Origin of the sequence: Actinokineospora terrae (assembly GCF_900111175.1) — a bacterium.
Taxonomy (GTDB): Bacteria; Actinomycetota; Actinomycetes; order Mycobacteriales; family Pseudonocardiaceae; genus Actinokineospora; species Actinokineospora terrae.
In genome coordinates this window covers 18,176-39,752 of the sequence record NZ_FOGI01000013.1, presented here as the reverse complement: position 1 = coordinate 39,752, position 21,577 = coordinate 18,176, and the positions used below count along the sequence as shown (strand labels likewise).

Here is a 21,577-nt window from a genome sequence, read left to right as displayed (position 1 = left end):
CCGTCCGGTAGCAGGCGAACTTCACGAACAGCGTCACCACCGGCGCCCCGATCGGGACCACTCGGTGCAACACCCGACCGCTCGTCGCGTACGCACCACCCCGGTGCACCCTCTGCGCCCCCAAGGGTCGCACCGCCACCCGGTCGGCGAGGTCGAGCAGGTACGGGTCCTCCGGGGATGTCGGCAACCGGTCGACATCCCGGTCCAACACCTCACCCCCTCCACCGACGCGTACTCGTACGACTCGGCAACCAAGGCGCCGTGAACGACCGTCGAGACGAAGTCGAACCGGTGGTCGTGGATGTCCTCCCGCTCCCCCACCACCTCCGGCCAGTAGTTCATCCGAACCTGGAACGCGGCGTTCGACAGCACCAACACCTTCACGAACCCCAACGGATGCCACTGCGACCACCGCGCACACACCGCCAGCAAGTCCTCGTCGACGACCGTGCGCGCCACGACGTCCCGTACCGCCGCACGGAACACCCCACCACCGACCACACCGGTCAACTCCACCGCGCGCTCCAGCGGTGAACCGACCAGGTAGGGCGCTAACGCGCCGCGGACACGCTCGTGCGCCTCAGTCCACAGCGGGTCGTCCGGGAAGTCCGGCAGACTGCTCATCCGCCCTCCCAGTCACTCATACCGGTGCTCCGGTCGCCGGATGTACTGCCCGATGGCCGCGAAGCCCTCCTCCGAGATCCCCGAGTGGTCCAGCCCCAACGCGGTCAACGCCTCCTTGATCGACTGGGTCGTCACGTCGTCCGGCTGCGGCAGGCGCACCGACGGATCCAACACCCGGCACCCGGCCATCCCGGCGTCGAACTCGTCGCGGTGCGCGTTGTAGAACGCGGTCCCCTCCCGGTGCCCCAACGCCGGGTGCCCCTTGAACTGCCCTGTCACCAGCGCCCGCTGCTGCGACATGTCCAGACTCATGATCCAGAACGTCGGGCTGAGCCCGATCTCGATGTCGAGCCTCGGGAACGCCTCCCGCCAGGCGTACACCGACAGCACCGCCGCCAGGATCTCGTGGCGCACCCGCGCGACGTCCCACTTGCGGGCGGCGCTCTCACGGGTGTCGGGGTACCGGATGTAGGTGGTGAGCAACCGCTCGTCGTCGGGATCCATCAGCTGCGCCCGGACGGTGATCGACACGTTGCGGGCGATGGTCGCCTCCGCCAGCCAGGGCAGCGTGCGCGAACGGCGTCGTAGGCCGTTGTTGACCTTGGCGCGCCTCGCTCGTAGTGACCAAAGTCCCGACCGACCCCGGTCGTCCGGGGCGGGCGGGGGTGGGGTGGGGCACCTACAGTGGGGGCGGCAGCGAAGGAGTGGGCATGCGGGTGTTCCTGGTCGACGACCACGAGATCGTGCGGCGTGGGGTGGCTGACCTGTTGGACGAGCCGGGGATCGAGGTCGTCGGGGAAGCGGCCTCGGTCGCCGAGGCGTTGGTGCGGGTGCCCGCGGTGAAGCCGGATGTGGCGGTGCTCGACGTGCGGTTGCCGGACGGGACCGGGGTCGAGCTGTGCCGGGACCTGCGGTCCGCGCTGCCCGACCTGCGGTGCCTGATGCTGACCTCGTTCGCCGACGACGAGGCGCTCTTCGACGCGATCATGGCCGGGGCGTCCGGGTTCGTCCTCAAGCAGGTGCTCGGCACCGACCTGGTCGCCGCCGTGCGCACCGTCGCCGACGGCGGGTCGCTGCTCGACCCCAGGACCACCGCCGCGCTGCTCGACCGGATCCGCCGCGAACGCACCGAGACCGACCCGCTGGCCCAGCTCACCGACCAGGAACGCACCGTGTTCGACCTCATCGGCGAGGGCCTGACCAACCGGGAGATCGGCGAGCGGATGTTCCTGGCCGAGAAGACCGTCAAGAACTACGTCTCGCACCTGCTCGCCAAGCTCAAGATGCAGCGCCGCACCCAGGCCGCCGTCCTCGCCGCCGAACTCCGCCGCCGCTGACCGACCACCGTCAGCCCTAACCGGCCACGGCTGGAACACCACTGGCGACACCGCGCCCAGGTTGACCAGTCAGCTGTCGCAGTCACGCCGCAAGCAGCCAGCGCTAACCGAGAGGGACCTCCCACCGCACCGCGGTCCCCCCACTCTCCGGCGACTCCACCTCGAACCGCCCATGGCACTGCTCCGCTCGCCTACGCATGTTCTCCAACCCACTACGCCGTAACGGCGCCCCCACACCAACACCGTTGTCCCGCACCGTCACCGCCAACGCGTCCCCCGCCGACACCTCCACCACGATCTCCGCCGCGCCCGAGTGCCGCACCGCGTTGCTCAACGCCTCCCGCAGCACCGCCACCGCGTGCTCCCCCACCTCCGGCCGCACCAGCGTGTCGATCGCCCCCGCCATCGACACCGCGGGCGAGGTCGCCGCACCGACCCCCACCTCGGCCACCACGTCCAGCAACCGCCGCCGCAGGCTCGCCGAGTCGTCCACCGCCTGCAGGTCGAAGATCGACGTCCGGATCTCGCGCACCGTCTGGTCCAGCTGCTCCACCGACCGGTGCACCCGCGCCCGCGCCTCCGGGTCCTCGATCCGCCGCAGCGTGCCCTGCAAGCTCATCCCGGTCGCGTACAGCCGCTGGATCACGTGGTCGTGCAGGTCCTGCGCGATGCGGTCCCGGTCGGCCAGCACGTCGAGCATCCGCTGCGCCCGCTGCTTCTCCGCCAACTCCAACGCCACCGCCGCCTGACCCGCGAACGACGCCAACATCGGCGCCGTGTCCGCCCCGAACGTCCGCGCCCCCTTCTCCCGCGCCGCCAACAACACACCACCCGCGGTCCGCAACGGCACCACCACCGCCGGACCCAGCGCCCCGAACTCCACCTCCAACGACAGGTCCGCCACCACCCGCGGCTGCTCCTCCCGCAACACCGACTCGATCAGCGGCCCGTAGGCGGACACGTCCAGCTCCGCCGACACGTCCCCGGTCGCCGCCCCCACCCGCAGCAGGTCCCTGGTCGTCTCGTCCACAAGCAGGATCAACGCGCAGTCGGCCTCGGTCAGCTCCAACACCCGCCGCGCGATCAGGTCGAGGGTCTCGCCCTGCGACGCTCCCGCCAACAGCTGCGTGTTCACCTCACCGGCCGCCGTCAACCACCGCTCGCGGTCGCGCGACCGCTCGAACAGCCGCGCGTTCTCGATCGCCACACCCGCCGCGGCCGCCAACGCCTGCACCACGGCCTCGTCGTCGGCGGTGAACGGCCCGCCGCGCTTCTCGGTCAGGTACAGGTTCCCGAACACCTCGCCGCGCACCCGCACCGGCACACCCAGGAAGCTGCCCATCGGCGGGTGGTTCGGCGGGAACCCCACCGACGCCGGGTGCTTGGCCAGGTCGGTCAACCGGATCGGCTCCGGGTGCTCGATCAGCAGGCCCAGCAACCCGCGCCCCTCCGGCAGGTGCCCCATCCGCGACCGCGTGCCCGGGTCGATGCCCTCGTGCACGAACCGCGACAACCCACCGTCACCGAGCACCCCCAACGCCCCGTACTGGGCGTCCACCAGATCGGTGGCGGCTCGGACGATCCGCTGCAACGTCGAGTCCAACTCCAGGCCCGCGCCCACCGCCATCACCGCGTCCAACAGCCCCTGCAGGCTGTCGCGGGTGTGCATCAGGTCGCCGAGCCGCTCGTGCAACTCCCGCAACAACTCGTCGAGCCGCAGCCCGGAGATCAGATCAGTTGCCCTACCGGGCTGCCCCATGGCGACTCTCCCGCGATCGTGGCTACGGCAGAACGCAGACTGTCACGGACCACCCCACCCCGATAGGGGCACCCCCAAAGATCACCTCGTCCGGGGAGGCGACCCCGAACCCACTAGAACCCGCCACGCGCAGTCACCACCACCGCCGCCGTCCGCTGTGGACACCCCCGGAATGCGGTAGACCGGGAGACGACGAACAACCGCACGAGAGGGGTTCACCGTGGCACCGGCCGGGTACCGCCGAGGCGTGGAAACCGCGATCACCACCCGCGTGGACGGGACCACCCGCACCACACGCGTCGACACCCGCACCACCCTCCTGGACCTGCTGCGCGAACGGCTCGGCAACACCAGCCCCAAGAAGGGCTGCGACCACGGCCAGTGCGGCGCCTGCACCGTCCTGCTCGACGGCCGCCGCGTCCTGGCCTGCCTCACCCTCGCGGTCACCACCCACGACCACGATGTCACCACCGCAGACGGCCTCGCCCCGGACGGCGACCTGCACCCCGTCCAGCAGGCCTTCCTCGACAACGACGCCTTCCAGTGCGGCTACTGCACCCCCGGCCAGGTCTGCTCCGCGGTCGGCGCCCTCGCCGAACTCGCCCAGGGCCACCCCAGCCACGCGGGCGACATCACCGCCGACCCCGAGCCCACCCGCGCCGAGATCGCCGAACGCATGAGCGGCAACCTCTGCCGCTGCGGCGCCTACACCAACATCATCACCGCCGTCGAGCAGGCGGCCCGCGGATGAGGCCCTTCGACCACCAGACACCCGCGAACGCCCACACCGCCGTCCACCTCGCCGCCGCTCACCCCACAGCCGCGTTCCTCGCCGGGGGCACCAACCTCGTCGACCACCTCAAACTCGGCATCACCCACCCCGACCTGCTCATCGACCTCAGCGCCGCCACCACCGCCGCCATCACCGAGCTCGACGGCCGCCTGCTCATCGGCGCGGGCGCCCGCAACAGCGACATCGCCGCCGACCACCGCGTCCGCACCCGCTACCCCGCACTCGCCGAGGCCCTGCTGTCCGGCGCCTCCGGGCAACTGCGCAACATGGCCACCGCGGGCGGCAACCCCCTCCAACGCACCCGCTGCGCCTACTTCCAGGACACCACCACACCCTGCAACAAACGCCGACCCGGCTCAGGTTGCGCCGCCCTCGGCGGTTTCACCCGCGGCCACGCCATCCTCGGCGCCTCCGACCACTGCGTCGCCACCCACCCCTCGGACATGGCGGTAGCACTAACAGCCCTCGACGCCACCGTCCACGTCCTAGGCCCAGACGGCGAACGCACCATCCCCTTCGTCGACCTCCACCGACTCCCAGACGACGACCCCACCCGCGACACCGTCCTCGACCACGGCGACCTCATCACCATGATCGAGCTCCCCGACTCCCCCATCGCCAGACAATCCCGGTACCGCAAGGTCCGCGACCGGGCGTCCTACGCCTTCGCGCTCATCTCCGTCGCCGCGGCGCTCGAAGTCACCCACGGCGTCATCACCGACGCCCGCCTCGCCTTCGGCGGCGTCGCCCACAAACCCTGGCGAGCCCGCGCCGCCGAACAGATCCTCATCGGCGAACCGGCCACCGACGACACCTACCGCCTCGCAGCCGAGACCGAACTCGCCAACGCGCGCACCCTCGACGGACTCGACGGCGGCAACGCCTTCAAGGTCCCCCTCCTCATCCGCACCGCCACCGCCGTGCTCCGCCAACTGGCCGAGGAACCACGATGAACACCATCGGACAAGACATCCCCCGCCGCGACGGCCACGCCAAAGTCACCGGTACCGCCACCTACGCCTACGAGACCCCCGCCGACAACGCCGCCTACTGCGCACTCCTCCAGGCAACCATCGCCAAAGGCCAAGTCACCGAGATCGACATAACCGACGCGTTGGCCCTACCGGGAGTCCTCACGATCCTCACCCCAGGCGACGTCCAGAAGCTCACCCCCGTGGAGAACACCGAACTCCACGTCCTCCAGGACAACGAGATCGCCTACCGGGGGCAGATCATCGGCGCCGTCATCGCCGACACCTCCGACATCGCCCGCCACGCCGTCGAACTCGTCCACTTCACCTACCACGTCGACGAACACGACAGCGCCTACTCACCCGACCGCGACGACCTCTACACCCCCGACAAGCTCGTCACCGGCGCACCCGCGGACACCTCTACCGGCGACGTCGACGCGGCCATGCGCACAGCGACTCACACCGTCGACCACGTCTACTCCACCGCCACCAACCACAACAACCCGATGGAACCCCACGCCACCACCGCACTGTGGCAGGACGACACCCTCATCCTCTGGGACTCCACCCAGGGCGTCCACGCCGTGCGCACCACCCTCGCCGAGGTCCTCGACCTACGCCCCGACCAGGTCCGCGTCATCTGCCCCTACGTCGGCGGCGGCTTCGGCGCCAAGGGCGAACCCCACGCCCCCGTTGTCATAGCCGCACTCGCCGCGCGCGCCCTGCCAGGCCGCCCCATCCGGCTCGCCCTCACCCGCGCGCAGATGTTCGTCCTCGTCGGCTACCGCACCCCCACCACCCAGCACACCCGCGTCGCCGCTGACGACACCGGCCGACTCACCGCCATCGCCATCGCCGCGACCGGCCAGACCGCCAGGATCCGCGAGTACGTCGAACACGCGGGCGCCGCCACCCGCATGATGTACGCCGCGCCCAACCGCGCCACCAGCCACCGCGTCGCCGCCCTCGACGTCGCCGTCCCCACCTGGATGCGCGCGCCCGGCGAGTGCCCCGGCATGTTCGGCCCAGAGGTCGCCATCGACGAACTCGCCGACGCGCTCGGCATCGACCCCATCGACCTGCGCGTCGCCAACGAACCCGACGTCGACCCCGAGTCCGGCAATCCGTTCTCCAGCCGCAACCTGGTCGCCTGCCTGCGCCAGGGCGCCGACCGGTTCGGCTGGGCCGACCGGGCGCCCCGCCGCGACGGCGACTGGCTGGTCGGCACCGGCGTCGCCGCCGCGGTGTTCCCCGCCTTCACCATGCGCGCCACCGCGGCCATCCGGTACGACCAGGGGCGCTACACCGTCGAGATCGGCGCGGCGGACCTGGGAACGGGCGCGTGGACGGTGCTCCCCCAGATCGCGGCCGACGCGCTGGAGGTGCCTCTCGATCAGGTCGATGTCGGCATCGGCGACACGTCTTACCCGTACGCGTCCACGGCTGGCGGGTCCACCGGTACCGCTACCTGGGGTTCAGCGGTCCTAGCCGCTGTCGAGACGTTCCGGGACAAGTTCGGCACGGACCCGAACGACGGTGACGAGGCCGAGGGGACCCACGACCAAGGTCCGTTCAACGAGCAATACGCGACCTACGCGTTCGGTGCGCAGTTCGCGGAGGTCCGGGTACACGCGGATACCGCCGAGATCCGGGTGCCGCGGCTGCTGGGCGTGTTCGCGGCCGGGCGCATCATCAACCCGCGCACGGCCCGCTCGCAGTTCATCGGCGGTATGACCATGGGCCTGTCGATGGCGTTGCACGAGAACAGCGAGCTCGACCCGCGCTTCGGCCACGTCATGAACCACGACTTCGCCGGTTACCACATCGCCTCGTGCGCCGACGCCACCGACGTGCGGGCGTTCTGGATCGACGAGGAGGACCCGCACGTCAACCCGCTCGGCGCGAAGGGCATCGGCGAGATCGGCATCGTGGGCACCGCGGCCGCCATCGTCAACGCCGCCCACCACGCCACCGGGGTCCGCGTCCGCGACCTGCCGCTGACCCTGGACAAGCTCCTCCCGGGCCTCCCCTGACCTTGTCGGCCTGGCCGCCACCCGGCTCGGCGGCCAGGCCGAAGGTTCCCAGGTCGCCTGCCCTTCCCTTCCGAGCGCTTGTGTCGTTGTGCTGGGTGGTGACGTCCGTCTGGTGACCAACCATTGGTTATCTTGATAGCTTATAGTGGATATACAAATAGGGGAGTGAGATTCGGAAGGTTCACGCAGGTCAGGGCGATACCGCGTGGTCAAGGGGCTGCGCCTGACGGGTGGGGACTCCGTAGACTGGGGGCATGGGCGCCCACCACACCCCCGGAACGCCGTCGTTGCGGGTCCGGCCGACGCTGACCTGGACCGATGCCGGGGAGCCCCTCCCCCGCACCGCGAGCCTCGACGAGGTCGTGGCCGTCGTCGGCAAGGGCCGGGTCGCGGTGTTGAGCGGGGCCGGGCTGTCCACCGAGTCCGGGATCCCGGACTACCGCGGCGCGGCCGGGAGCCTGCGCAAGCACGTCCCGATGACCTACGGCGAGTTCGTGAGCACCCCGAACGCCCGGCGGCGGTACTGGGCGCGCAGCCACATCGGGTGGCGCACCATCGCCGCGGCCGCCCCGAACGCCGGGCACCACGCGGTCACCGCGCTGCACGGCGCGGGCCTGCTCAGCGGCGTGATCACCCAGAACGTCGACGGCCTGCACCAGGCGGCCGGGACGCCGGACGTCATCGACCTGCACGGCAACCTGGACCGCGTGGTGTGCCTGAGCTGCCGGGAGACCACGCCGCGAGCCGCGCTCGACGAGCGGATGCGGGCCGCCAATCCCGATTTCCACGCGGCCGTACCGGACACCGTCAACCCTGACGGCGACGTGTACCTGTCGGAGGAGGAGACGGCCGGGTTCACCGTCGTCGGCTGTGTCTCGTGCGGGGGTGTGTTGAAGCCGGACGTGGTGTTCTTCGGGGAGAACGTGCCTGCCGAGCGGGTGCGGCAGTGCAACGACCTGGTCGACGCGGCCGCGGCGGTGCTGGTGCTGGGGTCGTCGTTGACGGTCATGTCCGGCCTGCGGTTCGTCCGCCGCGCGGCCACGCTGGGCAGCCCGGTCCTGATCATCACCAACGGCCCGACCCGGGGTGACGCGCACGCGGCGGTGCGGGTCGACCGGCCACTGGGCCCGGCGCTCACGGAACTGGTCGACCGGCTGGTGTAGCCGACGGACCGTAGCGGGCGTTCACCGGTTGGCGGGCCCGTGGTTCCCGGCTGCCCGTGTCCCGGGCCCGACCGGTTCCACCGTGGGTCACCGGAAATCACGTTGGGGTGGTTGGCGGCGTTCTCGCATCACCAAACCGCTCCTCGAACATCCCCCAACCGCAACCGAAAACCGCTAGACCCCAGCCAGAGAGGTCGCGTCATGGCTCGTCCGCTCACTTCCGCCATCACCGTCGCCACCACCGTGCTCGCGCTGCTGACCACCACCGCCATCACCTCCACCACGACCGCCACCGCCGCCACCGAGTCCCTGCGCCCGTCCGTCGTCCGCCAGCTCCTGCTCCGCAACACCAAGCTGATCCTGAAGCTCAAGCTCGTCGCCCGGCACAACCAGCAGGACGAGGGCCAGTTGGGCGAGGGCGACGCGCAGATGGCCGAGGACGGCACCGAGTACCCGAACGGCTGAGGACGGTCATGAGCTGGATCCCGGATCCGGCCTGCCCCGAACCCGTTCCCGCAGCGGGAAACGGCCGTCCAGGTGGGCCTGTGGACAAATCCGCGCACGGCGCGACCGACCCCTGGTACCACTTGTGGCGCCAATCCAGGGGAACGGAGATCCGCCATGCGTCACCAGAGCCGGTACAGGGTGCTGGCCTGCCTCGTCGTGGGAACACTGCTGGGATCCGCGGTCCAGTCGACACACGCGTCGGCCACCGCGGCGCCACCACCGGGCGAGTCCCTCACGCTCGTCACGGGTGATCGACTGCGTGTCGTCCCGGGCCAGCGCGGGGAGTTCGTCGTCCAGGTCTTGCCGACACCCGGCCGCGACCATGTGGGCTTCCTGCGCGACGGGAACTCGTTGGTGCCATCGGACGCGCAGCCTTTGGTCGACGCCGGTCGACTCGATCCCCGGTTGTTCGACCTCGCGACGTTGCCCCGGGACAGACCAGCGCCCGTGATCGTCACGGACACTCTTACCCGGTCTCCGCTGCCGGGCAAGGATGTTCGAGCGCTACCTAGTATCGGTGGCGCTGCTCTTACCCCGGAGCCAGGGTTCTGGGACTGGTTCACCGCTTCCGGCGCGTCCGTGTGGTTGGACGGTGTGTCGACACCGGCGTTGGACGTGAGCGTGCCGCAGATCGGGGCTCCTACCGCGTGGGAGAACGGTTACACCGGCCGAGGTGTGACAGTCGGCGTGCTCGACACGGGGGTCGACGGCACGCACCCGGACCTCGCCGGGAAGGTGGTGGAATCCCGGGACTTCACCGGTACCGGTCCGGCCGACCAGGTCGGGCACGGTACGCACGTGGCGGGGATCATCGCCGGTACGGGAGCGGCCTCGGGGGGCCGGTTCCGCGGTGTCGCCCCGGACGCGGACCTGGTGAGCGGCAAGGTGTGCACGGCGATCGGCTGCCAGGACTCCGCGGTGATCGCGGGGCTGGAGTGGATCGCGCCGAAGGTGCGGGTGGCGAACCTGAGCCTGGGCGGCGCGTACAGCGACGGCACCGACCCGCTCTCGCGCGCGGTGGACTCGTTGACCGCGCGGTACGGCACGCTGTTCGTGGCGTCGGCGGGCAACGACCGGTCGCTGGGCAATCCCGACCCGCTCGCCTCGGTGACCACGCCCGCGGCCGCCGACTCGGCCATCGCGGTCGGCAGCGTGACCAAACAGGACACCACCAGTCCGTTCTCGCCCCGGCAGCCGCGGAAACGGGACTACGCGGTGAAACCGGACATAGCGGCGCCGGGTAGCGACATCGTGTCGGCCAGGGTGGTGGGGACGCCCGCGGGTGACAGGGCGCCGGTCGACGAGCACTACGCGGCGTTGTCCGGGACGTCGTTCGCGGCCCCGCACGTGTCGGGTACGGCGGCGTTGCTCGCGCAGCGCAGGCCGGACTGGACGGCGGACCGGCTGAAGTCGGTGCTGGTGAGCAGCGCGAAGCCCACGGCGGACGTGTTCGAGCAGGGCGCGGGCCGGGTGGACGCGGCGCGGGCGGTCGAGCAGCGGGTGAGCGCGGTCGGTGGCGGCGTCGGGTACGGGTTCGTGCCGTGGCCGCGCACGGGCCGGTTGAGCAAGACGGTGACCTATCGCAACGATGGGGATGCCGCGGTGAGTTTGGTGCTCAGCAGCGACAATCCGGTGTTCGTGCCCGCGGTGGGGCAGGTTGTGGTGCCTGCTCGCAGCAGTGCGGACGTCACGGTCTATGCGGACACTGCTGGGCGCGCGCCTGGCCGGCAGAGCGGTCGGCTGACGGGTAGGGCTGACGGCGTGGTCGTCCAGACAGCGCTGACCGCGGTGCTGGAGGCCGAGAGCTACAACGTGGCCGTGACGCTGAAGGGCCGAACCGGGGCCACGGCGTCGACCGTGGCGAAGGCGGTCAACGTGGACTCGGGCGCCGCTGTCGGTGTGCGCTTGGTGAACGGCGCCGGTGTGGCGCGGTTGCCCAAGGGGCGCTACGACTTCCAGGCGATCGAGGTGGCCGCGGGCGGTGAGGTGAGTCTGGTCGCGCGGCCCGGTGTTCCCGTGGACCGCGACGCGGCGGTCGGGTTGGACGTGACCGGCGGGCGGTTGGTGTCGACGACTGTTGACGGTGCCAAGGCCACTCAGGTGAGCGGCGAGGTGTCGCTGGTGTCGGGGCAGGCGAGCGGCGAGCGGACCTCGGCGCTGGTGTGGTTCTTCCCGGCCGGGCAGAAGGTGTACCTGGTGCCGTCCCAGGGGCAGGTCACCGACCACACGTTCCTGTTGGCTCACCGCGCGACCCTGGAGGCACCTGACTCGGTGTACCACCTGGCGTTCGTCTCGCGGGGCAGGATTCCTGACGGCCGGTACTCGGTGCGGCAGCGTGACCTCGCCCGGGTCGACGCGCGGTACTACGCGCAGGGGGCGCCGGGTAAGTCACTCCGCGCGGACTACGCGCTGCTGGACGCGCCGGGGGTGAACACGGGTGCGCTGCAGGTGCGCGAGACGGTGCTGCCGGGGCGTCGGGCGGAGTACTTCACGACCGGGGTCACCTGGCAGCACGTGATCGCCGTGTTCCCGGCGGACACCTCCGACAGCGAGTCGACGGTGTCGTACCGCAGCTACCGGGCCGGGCAGTACGCGACGCACTGGAACCGGGGGCCGCTGAGCCCCTCGCTCGGTGCTCCCGAGATCGGCTTCGGTGTGTCCCGGGTCGGGGACGAGCTGTCGGTCGCCGTGGCCCCGCTCTCCAGCGGTGACCCTGACCAGTCGACGGTGCTCCCCTTGGCCGCAACCGGGACCACCGACCTGTCGCGCGACGGCGTGTCCCTCGGTCACAGTGACCTACCCGGGACAGGGACATTCCCGATCCCCAACACCCCTGGCCGCTACACCCTGCACACCGTCGTCGACCGCGTCGTCCCCTGGTCGGTGTTGGGCACCCACGCCGACATCACCTGGACCTTCCACGAGGACGGCACCACTCCCCCACCCCTGCTGGCCGTCCGCACCACCGCCGAACTGGACGACCAGGACACCGCCCGCCCCGGCACCCTGTTCCCCATCCGCCTCTACACCCAACGCCAAGCAGGCGCCCCCACCAGCCGGATCACCACCCTCCGCCTGGAGTACTCCACCACCGACGGCCAGACCTGGCACCCCGCCCCCACCCTCCACATCGCCACCGGCGACGGCTTGGCCCTGGTCAAGAACCCCACCACCCCCGGTTTCATCTCCCTCCGCATCACCGCAACCGACGCGACCGGCAACGCAGTCCACCAAACCGTGCTCCGCGCCTACCAGGTCCGCTGACCATCCCGTGGGTGCCGACCACCAGCCCGGCACCCACGGGTCCAGCCCCGCTCGCGAACAGACTGTGACGCGGATTTGGGATGGAGCCCGGAGAGGCAGGCTGCCGCCCGACATCACCCAGTTGCTGCCAGGGGTATCCGTACCCCCGGCTGCAACCAACTGGCTCGACCTGAACCGTGGCCCGGGCCTGCCGCCACTCGCCTGGAGCGCCTAGCGGAACTCGTGGACGAGCTCGATGGGGCCGACGATGTGGTGGTTGAACTCGGGGAGGTCCTCGGCGGGGATCCACAGTTCGAGGATGGTGCGGCCGCCCGCTTGCTGGACGGGGTAGCGCTGGAGGTGGGCGGTGTCGACGTGGAAGCGGGTCACGTAGCCGACGCCGTGGTGGGGGACGTTCCAGTCTCGGGCGATCTTGATGGCGTAGTCCTCGTTGAGGACCGGGTAGAAGATCGGCTGCTCCGGGAGGCGCGGCGGCCAGGCGGTCCAGTCGGAGCGGCGGACCAGGTCGAGTTCCTCGGGGCCGGTGGGGCGCCACAGCTCGGTGGTGTTCTGGACCATGGCGCACCTCTCTTCGTCGGACTCGCCGAGGGGAACCTATCGAGCCGCGCGGGGCTGGTGCCAGGCGTTTTAGGTCGTGGTGAGGAGGGCGCCGAGGAGGGACAGGAGGAAGGCGCCGCTGAGGAGGGGGGTCAGGAAGGAGGTGTGGCGGGACCACAGGGCGTGCCAGTCGTCGGGGTGGTTGAGGGAGGCGGTGGTCATGAGGGCGCGGCCGAGGCCGAAGCCGACGCCTGCGAGGAGGGCTTGCGGGAGGGAGGCGGTGAACAGGACGGCGGTCGCGGCGATGTAGGGCAGGCCGCTGGGCAGGTAGGTGCGGGCGCCGGTGCCCATCTCGATGCCGAACTGGAGCGGGCCGAGGTGCCTGCCGAGGCGGAACACGCCCTCGGGCACCAGCCGCCGGTTCTCCGGGAACCGGATCGCCACCAACCCGAGCTCGTTGACCGCGACCAACACCAGCACGGCCCAGACCAACCCCCACCGCACCCACCACGGCAGGGGCGCGCGGGCCAACGACCCGACCACCACCAAGACCAGCGCGGTGACCACGCCACCGACCAGGAGTCCGACGCGGAACGCGAAGGCGGGAGAACCTCGCCAGACCGGCGAGCTCAGCACGTGTGCCGAGTTCCGACTTCAAGTGGATCCCGAGGTCGCGAACCCGGCGGTCACCCCGACGAACACCCACGGCACCCACAGCACGCCGACAACCGCGGCCACGGCCAGCCCCACCCCAAGCCAGACCGGGTGCCACCGCTTCCCCATCAGCCCACCACCCCGCCACGCAACGCTCCGGCAAGCTGGACGAGAGGAGCCACAGACCTCACATCCCGCCCGCCGGGACGGCAGTGGGACAGGGTTGGCGCGGTGGGGTGGTGCATGGTCAGAGGCGGGTTCGGCAGATGGTGAGGTAGGTGTAGCCGGACTGGTCGGGGCCCCAGTAGGTGCTGAAACCGTCGGAGCAGCGGTAGGTCTTGCCGTCCGGGGTGGTCCAGCGCCAGGCGTTCTTCATGGTCGTGGTGCCGCAGGTGGTGGAGACGGCGGTGTGGTCGACCTGGACGTCGCCCTCGGTGTGGGTGCCGTACTTGTGCCAGCCCGCCTCGCAGAAGTCGCTGCCGCGCCAGGCGCCGCCCACGCAGGCGGCGTAGGCGTTGACGTGGTCGCCGCTGGTGTCCTGGTCCTCGTCGTAGCCGACGGGGTAGGCGTCGCGGCAGTCGGTGCGGTCCCAGCCGGTGAGGGCGTTCGGGCCGACCTCGGCCCTGGCGCGGCGGGGGAAGGTCAGGGCGGCGGTGCCGAGGGTGAGCGCGCCCAGCGTGATGGCGCGCAGGACCGTGCGGCGCTTGCCGGTGGCCCCGAGTGCGCTGAGCGCGGCGGTCCGGCCGGTGCCGGACTCGTGGTCAGGTATCCGATCCAGCGTGAGCGCCACCGCGCACCCCCCAGTCGTCGAGCACCGCGTCCACCTGCTCGGCACGCACGGGCAGCGACACCCGCCGCACCACCCCGTCCGCACCGACCGACATCAACACCGGCGGCGCCAGGTGCGACACCGCACGCCACGCCTCCCGGTCGCTCACCACGTCCAGCCCCACATCCCACGCCGACGCCGGTTCGTGGGTCAGCAACACCGCGTCGGTGAGCCGCTCCGCCACCTCGCGGCACAAGGGGCACCCGGTGTCGGCCGCCAACACCACCCGCCCGGCGAACCGCGGCCCGAGCTCGATGTCCGCCGCCCCCGAGAACCCACCCGCGTCCCGCCCGACGACGGCCCGCAACAACCGGACCTCCCGCAACACCGCCGCCAACCCCAGGAACAGCACCACGATGGCCACCCAGGTGATCACCAGGAACGCCGTCATCGCACTCACCGCCCACCCCCGACACAGCCGCCAGTGGGCGCCGTCACCGGGGGCTCCAGGCGATGTCGATGGCGTTGAGCCAGGCGAGGCGGTCGGGGGTCGGGGCCTCGGCGAGTTGGACTTCGGCGGCGGCGGAGGGGAAGCCGAGGACGAACATGTGGCCGGAACCGGCGAGGGGGACCTTCCAGACCTCGCCGTGGTGGGTGGGGGCGCCCGCGTGGGTGGGGATGTGGGTGCGGGCCTGGGCGGGGCCGGGGATGGAGATCTGGCCGTAGCCGCGGACGGCGAGGACCAGGTGTTCGCTCATGGTGCCGAGCAGGGTTGCTCGGCGGGGGGAGACGAGCAGGCCCGCGGCGGTGTCGGTGACGCGGAGGGAGTTGAAGAGGGCGAAGACCCGGTCGCGGCGGGGGGCCGGGCCCGCGTAGACGGTCATCAGTTCGTGGTGGGTGCCGATGAGGGCGGCCGTCGAGGACTGGCCGTCGTGGGCCTCGGCGACGACCACCTCGCGGCCGTGGACCAGGAAGCGGTCGGTGGTCTTGGCCGGGGCGACGTGGGCGCCCGCGAACGCCTGGTAGCCGAGGGGGCCGATCTGGAAGCCGGTGCCGTAGGAGCCGCCCGCGAAGCGGACCGCGGCGGCGATGCTGGACACCGGTTCCGGGCCGGGCAGCGTGATGGCGACCCTGGCGCCGCTGGGCGCCACCAGGTCGAGTCGCTGTGCCGTGGTCACGCGGCCTGACGCTAGAGCAGCGGGAACGCGTGATCAACCAGTTCCACCGAATGTCGGATTCCCAGTCGGCGCAAGGCGTCTAGCGTGATGACGTGCTGGGAACCGTGGCGGCGGGTGGGGCGATCCTGTTGCTGCTGGCCGCGTTCGACCACCGCTGGCTGGCGGCGGTCGAGCTAACGGTTGCCGCGTCGGTGTTTCTGACCCCTTACGCCGTCGTTGCCCTCTATGCGGCTTTCACGTTCTACCTCGTTGACCGAAAGAGACGCCACCCTGGGACACCGTGTGGCTGCTTCCGCGGCGAAGGCCCGGTCACGTGGTTGGTCGTGATTAGAGCGGCGTTCTTCGCCGTAGGCGCCGCACTGGAGCCCGAGGTGCCGGTAGCGCTAGCGCTGGCCGGTGGGTTTGTGTTGGCGATGGTGTGGTGGCTACTGCCGCAGCTGACGAGTGTCGTCCGGCAGCCGCTTGGTCACACCCGTGCGGTCAAGCAACGCCAGTAGCGGCAACGCGACCCGCCGAGACGTCCCTAGTGCCTGCCGCGCCTGACTCGTGGTGAACGGCTGCGCGAGCCCCGCCAACACGCGAGCGGCCTCGTCCGCAGCCCCAGGCAACAGGACGATCCCATCGGCGAGCTTCACCAACCGCCCAGCGCGCACGGCCACCGCGACCTCACGCGGCCCCAGCCCCAACTGCCGCAACCGGGCCGCGTCCGGAGCGGCGAATGGCGCGGCCGAGAGGTCCACAGTCAACGCGTCCAAAGCGACCACGACAGCCTTCGGTAAGTCAGGACTATCGTGGCCGGACAACAGCGGCGCCACGAGCTCGGCGCTAGGCAGCCGCAGCTTCCGCCGCAAGGTCTCCGTCGGTAGCCCTACCTCCAGCGGATGGTCCAATCTCCACGCGGCCAACTCGGAGCGTGCCCGCGTCGACAGTGCGTCCCACTGGTCGGTGTACCACTCCCCCGCGACCACCCGCCCCGTACGCCCCAACGGCGTGCGCTGGCCGGCCGTGAACACCGGCGATCGGCCCAACCGGTCCAAGTCCACGACCGTGCCCCCGACGATGCCGTGCGTACCCGGATTGCGCACCAGAACGCGATCCCCCACGCATAGCGGCAGCGGCCGCGTGAGAAACAGCCTGCTCCCGTCAGCCAGAGCGTGCGCGCGGGCGGGCACGGCGGCGGCACCGATGTGCACCACCACCTGACGAGCCAACCCCGCGCAGGTGACGTCGACAACCCGGGCATCCCACCAGCCGCCTCTAGTCACCAACGCGTCCCCGCGTTCCACCTCGGACCGCTCCACCCCGCGTAGGTTGACCCCCACGCGAGCCACAGCCGATACAGACGACCGTGCCTCACCCAACGCGTGCACGCCACGCACCCGCACCGGCTTCCCGCGCAGCAGCAGCTCGTCGCCCGGCCGGATCGTGCCCGCCCGCAAGGTGCCGGTCACGACCGTGCCCGCCCCGGCGACGGTGAACGACCGGTCGACCCACAACCGGACGCCACCGTCGACATCGGGCGCCGGGAGGCCCGCGACCAGGTCCGCGACCGCCGCCCGCAGTCCCCCGATCCCGTCGTTGGCGACCACCGACGGCACCGACCCCAGCGAGGTCCGCGCGATCCTGGCCAGCGCGTCCCGCCGGATCGGCCCGGGGTCGGCCAGGTCGGCGCGGGTGACCACCAGCAGCCCGTGCGCCACCCCGAGCGCGTCGACGGCCGCCAGGTGCTCCTCGGCCTGCGGCATCCACGGCGAGTCGGCGGCCACGGCGAACAGCACGGCGGGCGCGGGGCCGACCCCGGCGAGCATGGTGGGGACGAACCGCTCGTGCCCGGGGACGTCGACGAACGCGACCTCGCCGACCGCAGGCAGCGACGTCCAGGCGAACCCCAGGTCGAGGGTCAGGCCGCGGCGCCGCTCCTGCTCCCAGCGGTCGGGTTCCATGCCGGTGAGCAGCCGGACGAGGGTCGACTTGCCGTGGTCGACGTGCCCTGCCGTCGCGATCACCTGCACCGGGTCACCCGCGGCTAGTACTCGTCGCGCAGCCGCAGCCACTGCATGGTCGGGCTCTGCGGCCACCCCTGCGGCGAGTCCTCCCACTGCTCCTGCCGCCCGTACGGGGTGAGGTCGAGGAGGTTGAAGTCGGTCCGGAGCCGGTCGACGCCGCGGCCGCTGGTGGCGTACGTGCGGAACACCTCGTCGCCGTCGCGCAGGAAGACCGACAGGGCGAAGCCACCGCCGAGCCCGATCTCCTCGTAGAGGCCGTTGCCGTGGCTGGAGTACCAGGGGGTCGTCCAACCGAAGCGGGACCGCAGGACCTCGATCTCGGCCTGCGGGGCGGGCGCCATCAGGATGAACCGGGTGTCGCGGGCGGCCAGGTGCGGCAGGTCGGGCATGTTGTCGGTGAAGGTCGAGCAGCCGCCACAGATCGAGTCCTGGCCCGCGGCGAGCATGAAGTGGTAGACGACCAGTTGCCGGTTGCCGTCGAACAGCGCGGCGAAGTCCACCGTGGCGCCGTCCGGCGCGGTGAACTCGTGGTCGGCGCGCACCCGGACCATCGGCAGCCGCCTGCGCTCGGCGGCGAGGGCGTCCAGGGCCTTGGTGAGCGCCTTCTCCTTGACCAGCAGCGCGTCGCGCGCGACCTGCCACTCGTCCTGGGACACGACCGGGGGTCGGTTCACGGGTCCTCCTTCGTCGGGAGGGGTCATCGCACCACGACGGTATGACTCTCGCGCGGCACCAACTCGCCGATCACGGTCGCGCCGGGGATCTCACCGGCGATGAGCAGCCCACCGGAGGTCTGCGCGTCCGCGAGCAAGAGCGAGTCCGGGCCCAACGACGCGTGTGGGGCTACCCATTCCAGATTGCGTCGTGTGCCGCCGCTGACGTAACCGTCGCGCAGAGCCTCGCGAGCGCCGTCGAGGTAAGGGACCGCTGCCGAGTCGATGACCGCGGTGACGCCGCTAGCGCGAGCGAGCTTGTGGAGATGACCGAGCAAACCGAAGCCGGTTACATCCGTCGCGCAGGTGACACCGGCAGCGACCGCTGCTGCTGCGGCGTCCCGGTTGAGCGTCGACATCACCTCAACCGCGTGGGGGAACACCTCGCCGGTTGCCTTGTGGCGGTTGTTGAGCACTCCTAGCCCAAGAGGCTTGGTCAGCGACAAGGGCACTCCCGCGCGACCAGAGGAGTTGCGCATGATGTGCCTCGGGTCGACGACACCGGTGACAGCGAGGCCGTACTTCGGCTCCGGGTCATCCACACTGTGCCCGCCGCCCAGGTGGCAACCAGCCGAAGCCACAACATCGGCGCCGCCGCGCAGGACTTCGGCCACCAACTCCATCGGCAGCACGTCACGCGGCCAGCCCAGCAGGTTCAGCGCCACCACCGGCCGCCCACCCATGGCGTACACGTCGGACAACGCGTTCGCGGCGGCGATGCGGCCCCAGTCGTAGGCGTCATCCACCACAGGGGTGAAGAAGTCCGTGGTCGCCACCAGCGCGAGGTCCTGACAGAGCCCCACGACAGCGGCGTCGTCACCGGTGTCCAGACCGACCAGCAGGTCACCGTGCGGATCGGCCGGTGTCCCGGTCAGCCCGGCGACCACCCGCTCCAGCTCACCCGGCGGGATCTTGCACGCGCACCCGCCACCGTGGGCGTACTGGGTCAGCCGATCGGTCACACCCGGCAGTGTGTCATGATCACCGAGTGTCCAGGGGAGGCGTCTCCGGCCTGGTGGCCGGCTCGGTCTTCAACACCGGTGAGCGGCAGGTCCTGCCGCTGGCGGGTTCGATTCCCGTCCGCCTCCGCCGAGCGCGCCCATGACCGATCCGCGCAGGCAGGTACCCCGCACCGACGCCGTCCTGGCCGAGCTGACCGCCGAGGTCGACACCCACGGCAAGGACCCGGTGAAGGCCGCGATCCGCACCGCCCAGGAGCAGGTGCGCGACGGGCTCATCACACCGGACCAGGTCGCCGACCACGCCAGGGCCGCCCTGCGCGCCGCACCCCGACCGGTGATCAACGCGACCGGCGTCCTCGTGCACACCAACCTGGGCCGCGCTCCCCTGTCCGCCGCCGCGCGAGCCGCCGTGCAGGCCGCCGCGGGCACCACCGACGTCGAGTTCGACCTGGCGACCGGCGCACGCCGCCGCCGCGGGCAGAGCACCCTCGACGCGCTGCGGGCCGCGGTGCCCGCCGCCCAGGACGCGCACGTGGTGAACAACAACGCCGCCGCCCTGCTGCTGTGCGCGATCGTGCTGGCGGGCACCAGGGACATCCTGGTCAGCCGGGGCGAGCTGGTCGAGATCGGCGACGGGTTCCGCATCCCCGACCTGCTGCGCTCCACCGGCGCCCACCTGCGCGGGGTCGGCACCACCAACCGCACCACCGTCCGCGACTACACCGACGCGATCACCGGCGACACCGGGTTCGTGCTCAAGGTCCACCCGTCGAACTTCGTCGTCTCCGGGTTCACCAGCACCCCCGGCGTCGCCGACCTGGCCGGGCTCGGCGTGCCGCTGGTCGTCGACATCGGCTCGGGCCTGCTCACCCCGCACCCTGCGCTGCCCGACGAACCGGACGCGACCACCGTGCTGCGCGCGGGCGCGTCCCTGGTCACAGCGAGCGGGGACAAGCTCCTCGGCGGCCCGCAGGCGGGTCTCCTACTCGGCGCCGCGAACCTCATCGAACGCCTCCGTAGACATCCAGTAGCTCGCGCGGTCCGCGTCGACAAACTCACCCTGGCAGCTCTAGAGGCAACGCTGCGCGGACCACGCCCACCGGTCGTCTCGGCACTAGAGGCCAACCTGGACGACCTCACTCGACGAGCCGAACGGCTTGCGGCAGCACTGTCCGAACGCGGTATCGACGCGGCGGTCGTCGCCTCCATCGCGGTGGTAGGTGGCGGTGGGGCTCCAGGCGTAGAACTTCCCAGCGCGGCGGTAAGCCTGCCCGAGTCGTACGCACAACCTCTGCGCGTCGGGCCCACCCCGGTCGTCGGACGAACCGAGCGTGGGCGATGCCTGCTGGACCTACGCAGCGTGCCCGAGACCGACGACGACGCGTTGCTCAACGCGGTCCTCAGCGTCGGTTGAGTTCCAGCAGCGGTGAGCCCACCTCGTCGGAGGCCAGGATCGCTTGATGCACCCGCTCGACCCGACCGGTCGGCGATAGCCCCAACTCCTCCGCCAGAGCACAGCGCAGCTGCCGGAACACCTCTAGCGCCTGGTAGCGCCGACCAGCCTGATACAAGGCGACCATGTACTGGGCATGCAGGTTCTCGTGCAGCGGAAGCTCCCTGGTCAGCCCGGCCAGCTCACCCAACATCCCCAGATGCCTCCCCAACCGGAGATCGGCGTCCACGCGCTGCTCCAGCACACTGAGCCGCTCTTGCTCCATCGTCGTCACATGGGTCTCCAGCAACCGTCCTACTCGGACATCAGCGAGCGCGGGGCCACGCCACAGCGATAGCGCACTGTGCAACAGAGCAGCAGCCCTGGCGACGTCTCCCCCAGCCAGCGCGTCCGAACCAAGAGACGCACGCTGCCGAAAGCACTCGTAGTCGACCTGCGTTGGCTCTAGGCGCAAGGAGTATCCACCCGCGGCTGTCGTGAGGATCGAGCGAATGGGAACGTCCGCAAGAGGTGTCAGCAACCGACGTAGACGCAAAACGTAGGTCTGGAGCGTCACCACGGCACTCTTGGGCGGACGCGTCCCCCACAGCTCGTCGACGAGGCGCGGTGTGGACACGACGGTGTTGACCCGCAACGCGAGCAAAGCGAGTACTTGCTTCGGTTTCGTGGCGCTCGGCGCGGTACTGACGGGCGCCGCGTTACCAGACGCGGCACTGGACGAACCGGTAGCGGTGAGCGGGCCGAGCACGGTGACCTGCATGAGTTACCCCTGGCTGGTGGCGGGACACGACCTGGCTGGCAGCAGGGCGCCGGACCACCGATCGTTGCCGGGTACCGGGGCGGCGGTCCAG

The 21,577-nt window shown here is 71.0% G+C and carries 22 protein-coding genes and 1 tRNA gene; 10 read left to right on the top strand and 13 right to left on the bottom strand.

The annotated features are described in order from the left end of the window. Positions 1-33 precede the first annotated feature (33 nt). Positions 34-624, bottom strand: a complete 591-nt coding sequence (locus BMY07_RS26920) for a hypothetical protein (protein ID WP_092784682.1) — start codon at positions 622-624, stop codon at positions 34-36. Positions 625-636: 12 nt separating this feature from the next. After that, positions 637-1,155 (bottom strand): hypothetical protein, encoded by a 519-nt coding sequence (locus tag BMY07_RS26915; RefSeq protein ID WP_092784680.1) that lies wholly within the window; start codon positions 1,153-1,155, stop codon positions 637-639. Between the two features lie 173 nt (positions 1,156-1,328). On the opposite strand from BMY07_RS26915, the gene BMY07_RS26910 reads away from it, so the two are divergent. After that, positions 1,329-1,961, top strand: coding sequence for a response regulator (locus BMY07_RS26910; protein WP_092784677.1), 633 nt, complete (start codon positions 1,329-1,331; stop codon positions 1,959-1,961). Positions 1,962-2,064: 103 nt separating this feature from the next. Here the strand turns inward: BMY07_RS26910 and BMY07_RS26905 are convergent, their stop codons facing one another. Then, a complete protein-coding gene (locus tag BMY07_RS26905) occupies positions 2,065-3,720 on the bottom strand; it encodes a sensor histidine kinase (protein ID WP_092784674.1) in 1,656 nt (551 codons plus the stop codon). A 247-nt stretch (positions 3,721-3,967) separates the two neighbouring features. Between BMY07_RS26905 and BMY07_RS26900 the strand changes: the two genes are divergently transcribed. The 6 genes from BMY07_RS26900 to BMY07_RS26875 all read left to right on the top strand — a co-directional run bounded on the left by BMY07_RS26900 (position 3,968) and on the right by BMY07_RS26875 (position 12,454). Beyond that, positions 3,968-4,471 carry a (2Fe-2S)-binding protein gene (locus tag BMY07_RS26900; protein WP_092784671.1) on the top strand — a complete coding sequence of 168 codons (504 nt, stop codon included), beginning with the start codon at positions 3,968-3,970 and terminating at the stop codon, positions 4,469-4,471. Then, entirely contained in the window at positions 4,468-5,466 is a 999-nt protein-coding gene (locus BMY07_RS26895) for an FAD binding domain-containing protein (RefSeq protein WP_092784668.1), read from the top strand. Before BMY07_RS26900 ends, BMY07_RS26895 begins: the two co-directional genes overlap by 4 nt. Further along, on the top strand, positions 5,463-7,520 hold the full coding sequence (locus BMY07_RS26890; RefSeq protein WP_092784665.1) for a xanthine dehydrogenase family protein molybdopterin-binding subunit: 2,058 nt from the start codon (positions 5,463-5,465) through the stop codon (positions 7,518-7,520). Before BMY07_RS26895 ends, BMY07_RS26890 begins: the two co-directional genes overlap by 4 nt. Positions 7,521-7,807: 287 nt before the next feature. After that, the gene (locus tag BMY07_RS26885; protein WP_092785145.1) at positions 7,808-8,683 is read left to right on the top strand and encodes an NAD-dependent protein deacetylase; all 876 of its coding nucleotides are present in this window, start codon (positions 7,808-7,810) and stop codon (positions 8,681-8,683) included. 201 nt (positions 8,684-8,884) lie between these two features. Further along, the gene (locus tag BMY07_RS34570; protein ID WP_092784662.1) at positions 8,885-9,148 is read left to right on the top strand and encodes a hypothetical protein; all 264 of its coding nucleotides are present in this window, start codon (positions 8,885-8,887) and stop codon (positions 9,146-9,148) included. Between the two features lie 156 nt (positions 9,149-9,304). Continuing rightward, positions 9,305-12,454 carry a S8 family peptidase gene (locus BMY07_RS26875; protein WP_092784659.1) on the top strand — a complete coding sequence of 1,050 codons (3,150 nt, stop codon included), beginning with the start codon at positions 9,305-9,307 and terminating at the stop codon, positions 12,452-12,454. Positions 12,455-12,664: 210 nt separating this feature from the next. Here the strand turns inward: BMY07_RS26875 and BMY07_RS26870 are convergent, their stop codons facing one another. From BMY07_RS26870 to BMY07_RS26850, 6 genes are all read right to left on the bottom strand, one after another. Beyond that, positions 12,665-13,012, bottom strand: a complete 348-nt coding sequence (locus tag BMY07_RS26870) for a hypothetical protein (protein WP_092784656.1) — start codon at positions 13,010-13,012, stop codon at positions 12,665-12,667. Between the two features lie 69 nt (positions 13,013-13,081). Continuing rightward, on the bottom strand, positions 13,082-13,627 hold the full coding sequence (locus BMY07_RS26865; protein WP_092784653.1) for a hypothetical protein: 546 nt from the start codon (positions 13,625-13,627) through the stop codon (positions 13,082-13,084). An 18-nt stretch (positions 13,628-13,645) separates the two neighbouring features. Next, positions 13,646-13,774, bottom strand: a complete 129-nt coding sequence (locus tag BMY07_RS35975; protein ID WP_281245095.1) for a hypothetical protein — start codon at positions 13,772-13,774, stop codon at positions 13,646-13,648. A gap of 118 nt (positions 13,775-13,892) precedes the next feature. Next, positions 13,893-14,435, bottom strand: a complete 543-nt coding sequence (locus BMY07_RS26860; protein WP_092784650.1) for a hypothetical protein — start codon at positions 14,433-14,435, stop codon at positions 13,893-13,895. Beyond that, on the bottom strand, positions 14,407-14,865 hold the full coding sequence (locus BMY07_RS26855; RefSeq protein WP_092784647.1) for a hypothetical protein: 459 nt from the start codon (positions 14,863-14,865) through the stop codon (positions 14,407-14,409). Before BMY07_RS26855 ends, BMY07_RS26860 begins: the two co-directional genes overlap by 29 nt. A gap of 43 nt (positions 14,866-14,908) precedes the next feature. Further along, the gene (locus tag BMY07_RS26850) at positions 14,909-15,592 is read right to left on the bottom strand and encodes a hypothetical protein (protein ID WP_092784644.1); all 684 of its coding nucleotides are present in this window, start codon (positions 15,590-15,592) and stop codon (positions 14,909-14,911) included. Positions 15,593-15,684: 92 nt separating this feature from the next. Here BMY07_RS26850 and BMY07_RS33895 point away from each other — a divergent pair, with 92 nt between their 5' ends. Beyond that, complete coding sequence (locus BMY07_RS33895) at positions 15,685-16,089, top strand: MauE/DoxX family redox-associated membrane protein (RefSeq protein WP_143073661.1); 405 nt, start codon at positions 15,685-15,687, stop codon at positions 16,087-16,089. On the opposite strand, the gene BMY07_RS26845 is transcribed toward BMY07_RS33895, so the two are convergent. Genes BMY07_RS26845 through selD form a run of 3 tightly spaced genes read right to left on the bottom strand, consistent with a single transcriptional unit; the run spans position 16,018 to position 19,273 of the window. Then, complete coding sequence (locus BMY07_RS26845; RefSeq protein WP_092784640.1) at positions 16,018-17,604, bottom strand: selenocysteine-specific translation elongation factor; 1,587 nt, start codon at positions 17,602-17,604, stop codon at positions 16,018-16,020. The two genes, BMY07_RS33895 and BMY07_RS26845, sit on opposite strands and share 72 nt — an antisense overlap. A 14-nt stretch (positions 17,605-17,618) precedes the next feature. Next, positions 17,619-18,272, bottom strand: coding sequence for a DUF899 domain-containing protein (locus BMY07_RS26840; protein ID WP_092784637.1), 654 nt, complete (start codon positions 18,270-18,272; stop codon positions 17,619-17,621). Positions 18,273-18,295: 23 nt separating this feature from the next. Further along, positions 18,296-19,273: a selenide, water dikinase SelD gene (gene selD, locus BMY07_RS26835; RefSeq protein ID WP_092784634.1), complete on the bottom strand. Its 978-nt coding sequence runs from the start codon at positions 19,271-19,273 to the stop codon at positions 18,296-18,298. Between the two features lie 35 nt (positions 19,274-19,308). On the opposite strand from selD, the gene BMY07_RS34565 reads away from it, so the two are divergent. Beyond that, positions 19,309-19,400, top strand: a tRNA-Sec gene (locus BMY07_RS34565). 12 nt (positions 19,401-19,412) lie between these two features. Next, positions 19,413-20,687, top strand: a complete 1,275-nt coding sequence (gene selA, locus BMY07_RS26830) for an L-seryl-tRNA(Sec) selenium transferase (RefSeq protein ID WP_092784631.1) — start codon at positions 19,413-19,415, stop codon at positions 20,685-20,687. Here selA and BMY07_RS26825 read toward each other — a convergent pair. Beyond that, positions 20,674-21,486 carry an AfsR/SARP family transcriptional regulator gene (locus tag BMY07_RS26825; protein ID WP_092784628.1) on the bottom strand — a complete coding sequence of 271 codons (813 nt, stop codon included), beginning with the start codon at positions 21,484-21,486 and terminating at the stop codon, positions 20,674-20,676. The two genes, selA and BMY07_RS26825, sit on opposite strands and share 14 nt — an antisense overlap. Positions 21,487-21,577 lie beyond the last annotated feature (91 nt).

Bases quoted from the DNA above. Each gene is read 5' to 3' on its own strand.
- BMY07_RS35975 (WP_281245095.1), bottom strand. From the start codon at position 13,774: ATGGGGAAGCGGTGGCACCCGGTCTGGCTTGGGGTGGGGCTGGCCGTG.
- BMY07_RS26875 (WP_092784659.1), top strand. From the start codon at position 9,305: ATGCGTCACCAGAGCCGGTACAGGGTGCTGGCCTGCCTCGTCGTGGGA.
- BMY07_RS26825 (WP_092784628.1), bottom strand. From the start codon at position 21,486: ATGCAGGTCACCGTGCTCGGCCCGCTCACCGCTACCGGTTCGTCCAGT.
- selA (WP_092784631.1), top strand. From the start codon at position 19,413: ATGACCGATCCGCGCAGGCAGGTACCCCGCACCGACGCCGTCCTGGCC.
- BMY07_RS34570 (WP_092784662.1), top strand. From the start codon at position 8,885: ATGGCTCGTCCGCTCACTTCCGCCATCACCGTCGCCACCACCGTGCTC.
- BMY07_RS26905 (WP_092784674.1), bottom strand. From the start codon at position 3,720: ATGGGGCAGCCCGGTAGGGCAACTGATCTGATCTCCGGGCTGCGGCTC.
- BMY07_RS26920 (WP_092784682.1), bottom strand. From the start codon at position 624: ATGAGCAGTCTGCCGGACTTCCCGGACGACCCGCTGTGGACTGAGGCG.
- BMY07_RS26890 (WP_092784665.1), top strand. From the start codon at position 5,463: ATGAACACCATCGGACAAGACATCCCCCGCCGCGACGGCCACGCCAAA.
- BMY07_RS26870 (WP_092784656.1), bottom strand. From the start codon at position 13,012: ATGGTCCAGAACACCACCGAGCTGTGGCGCCCCACCGGCCCCGAGGAA.
- BMY07_RS26895 (WP_092784668.1), top strand. From the start codon at position 4,468: ATGAGGCCCTTCGACCACCAGACACCCGCGAACGCCCACACCGCCGTC.
- BMY07_RS26855 (WP_092784647.1), bottom strand. From the start codon at position 14,865: ATGACGGCGTTCCTGGTGATCACCTGGGTGGCCATCGTGGTGCTGTTC.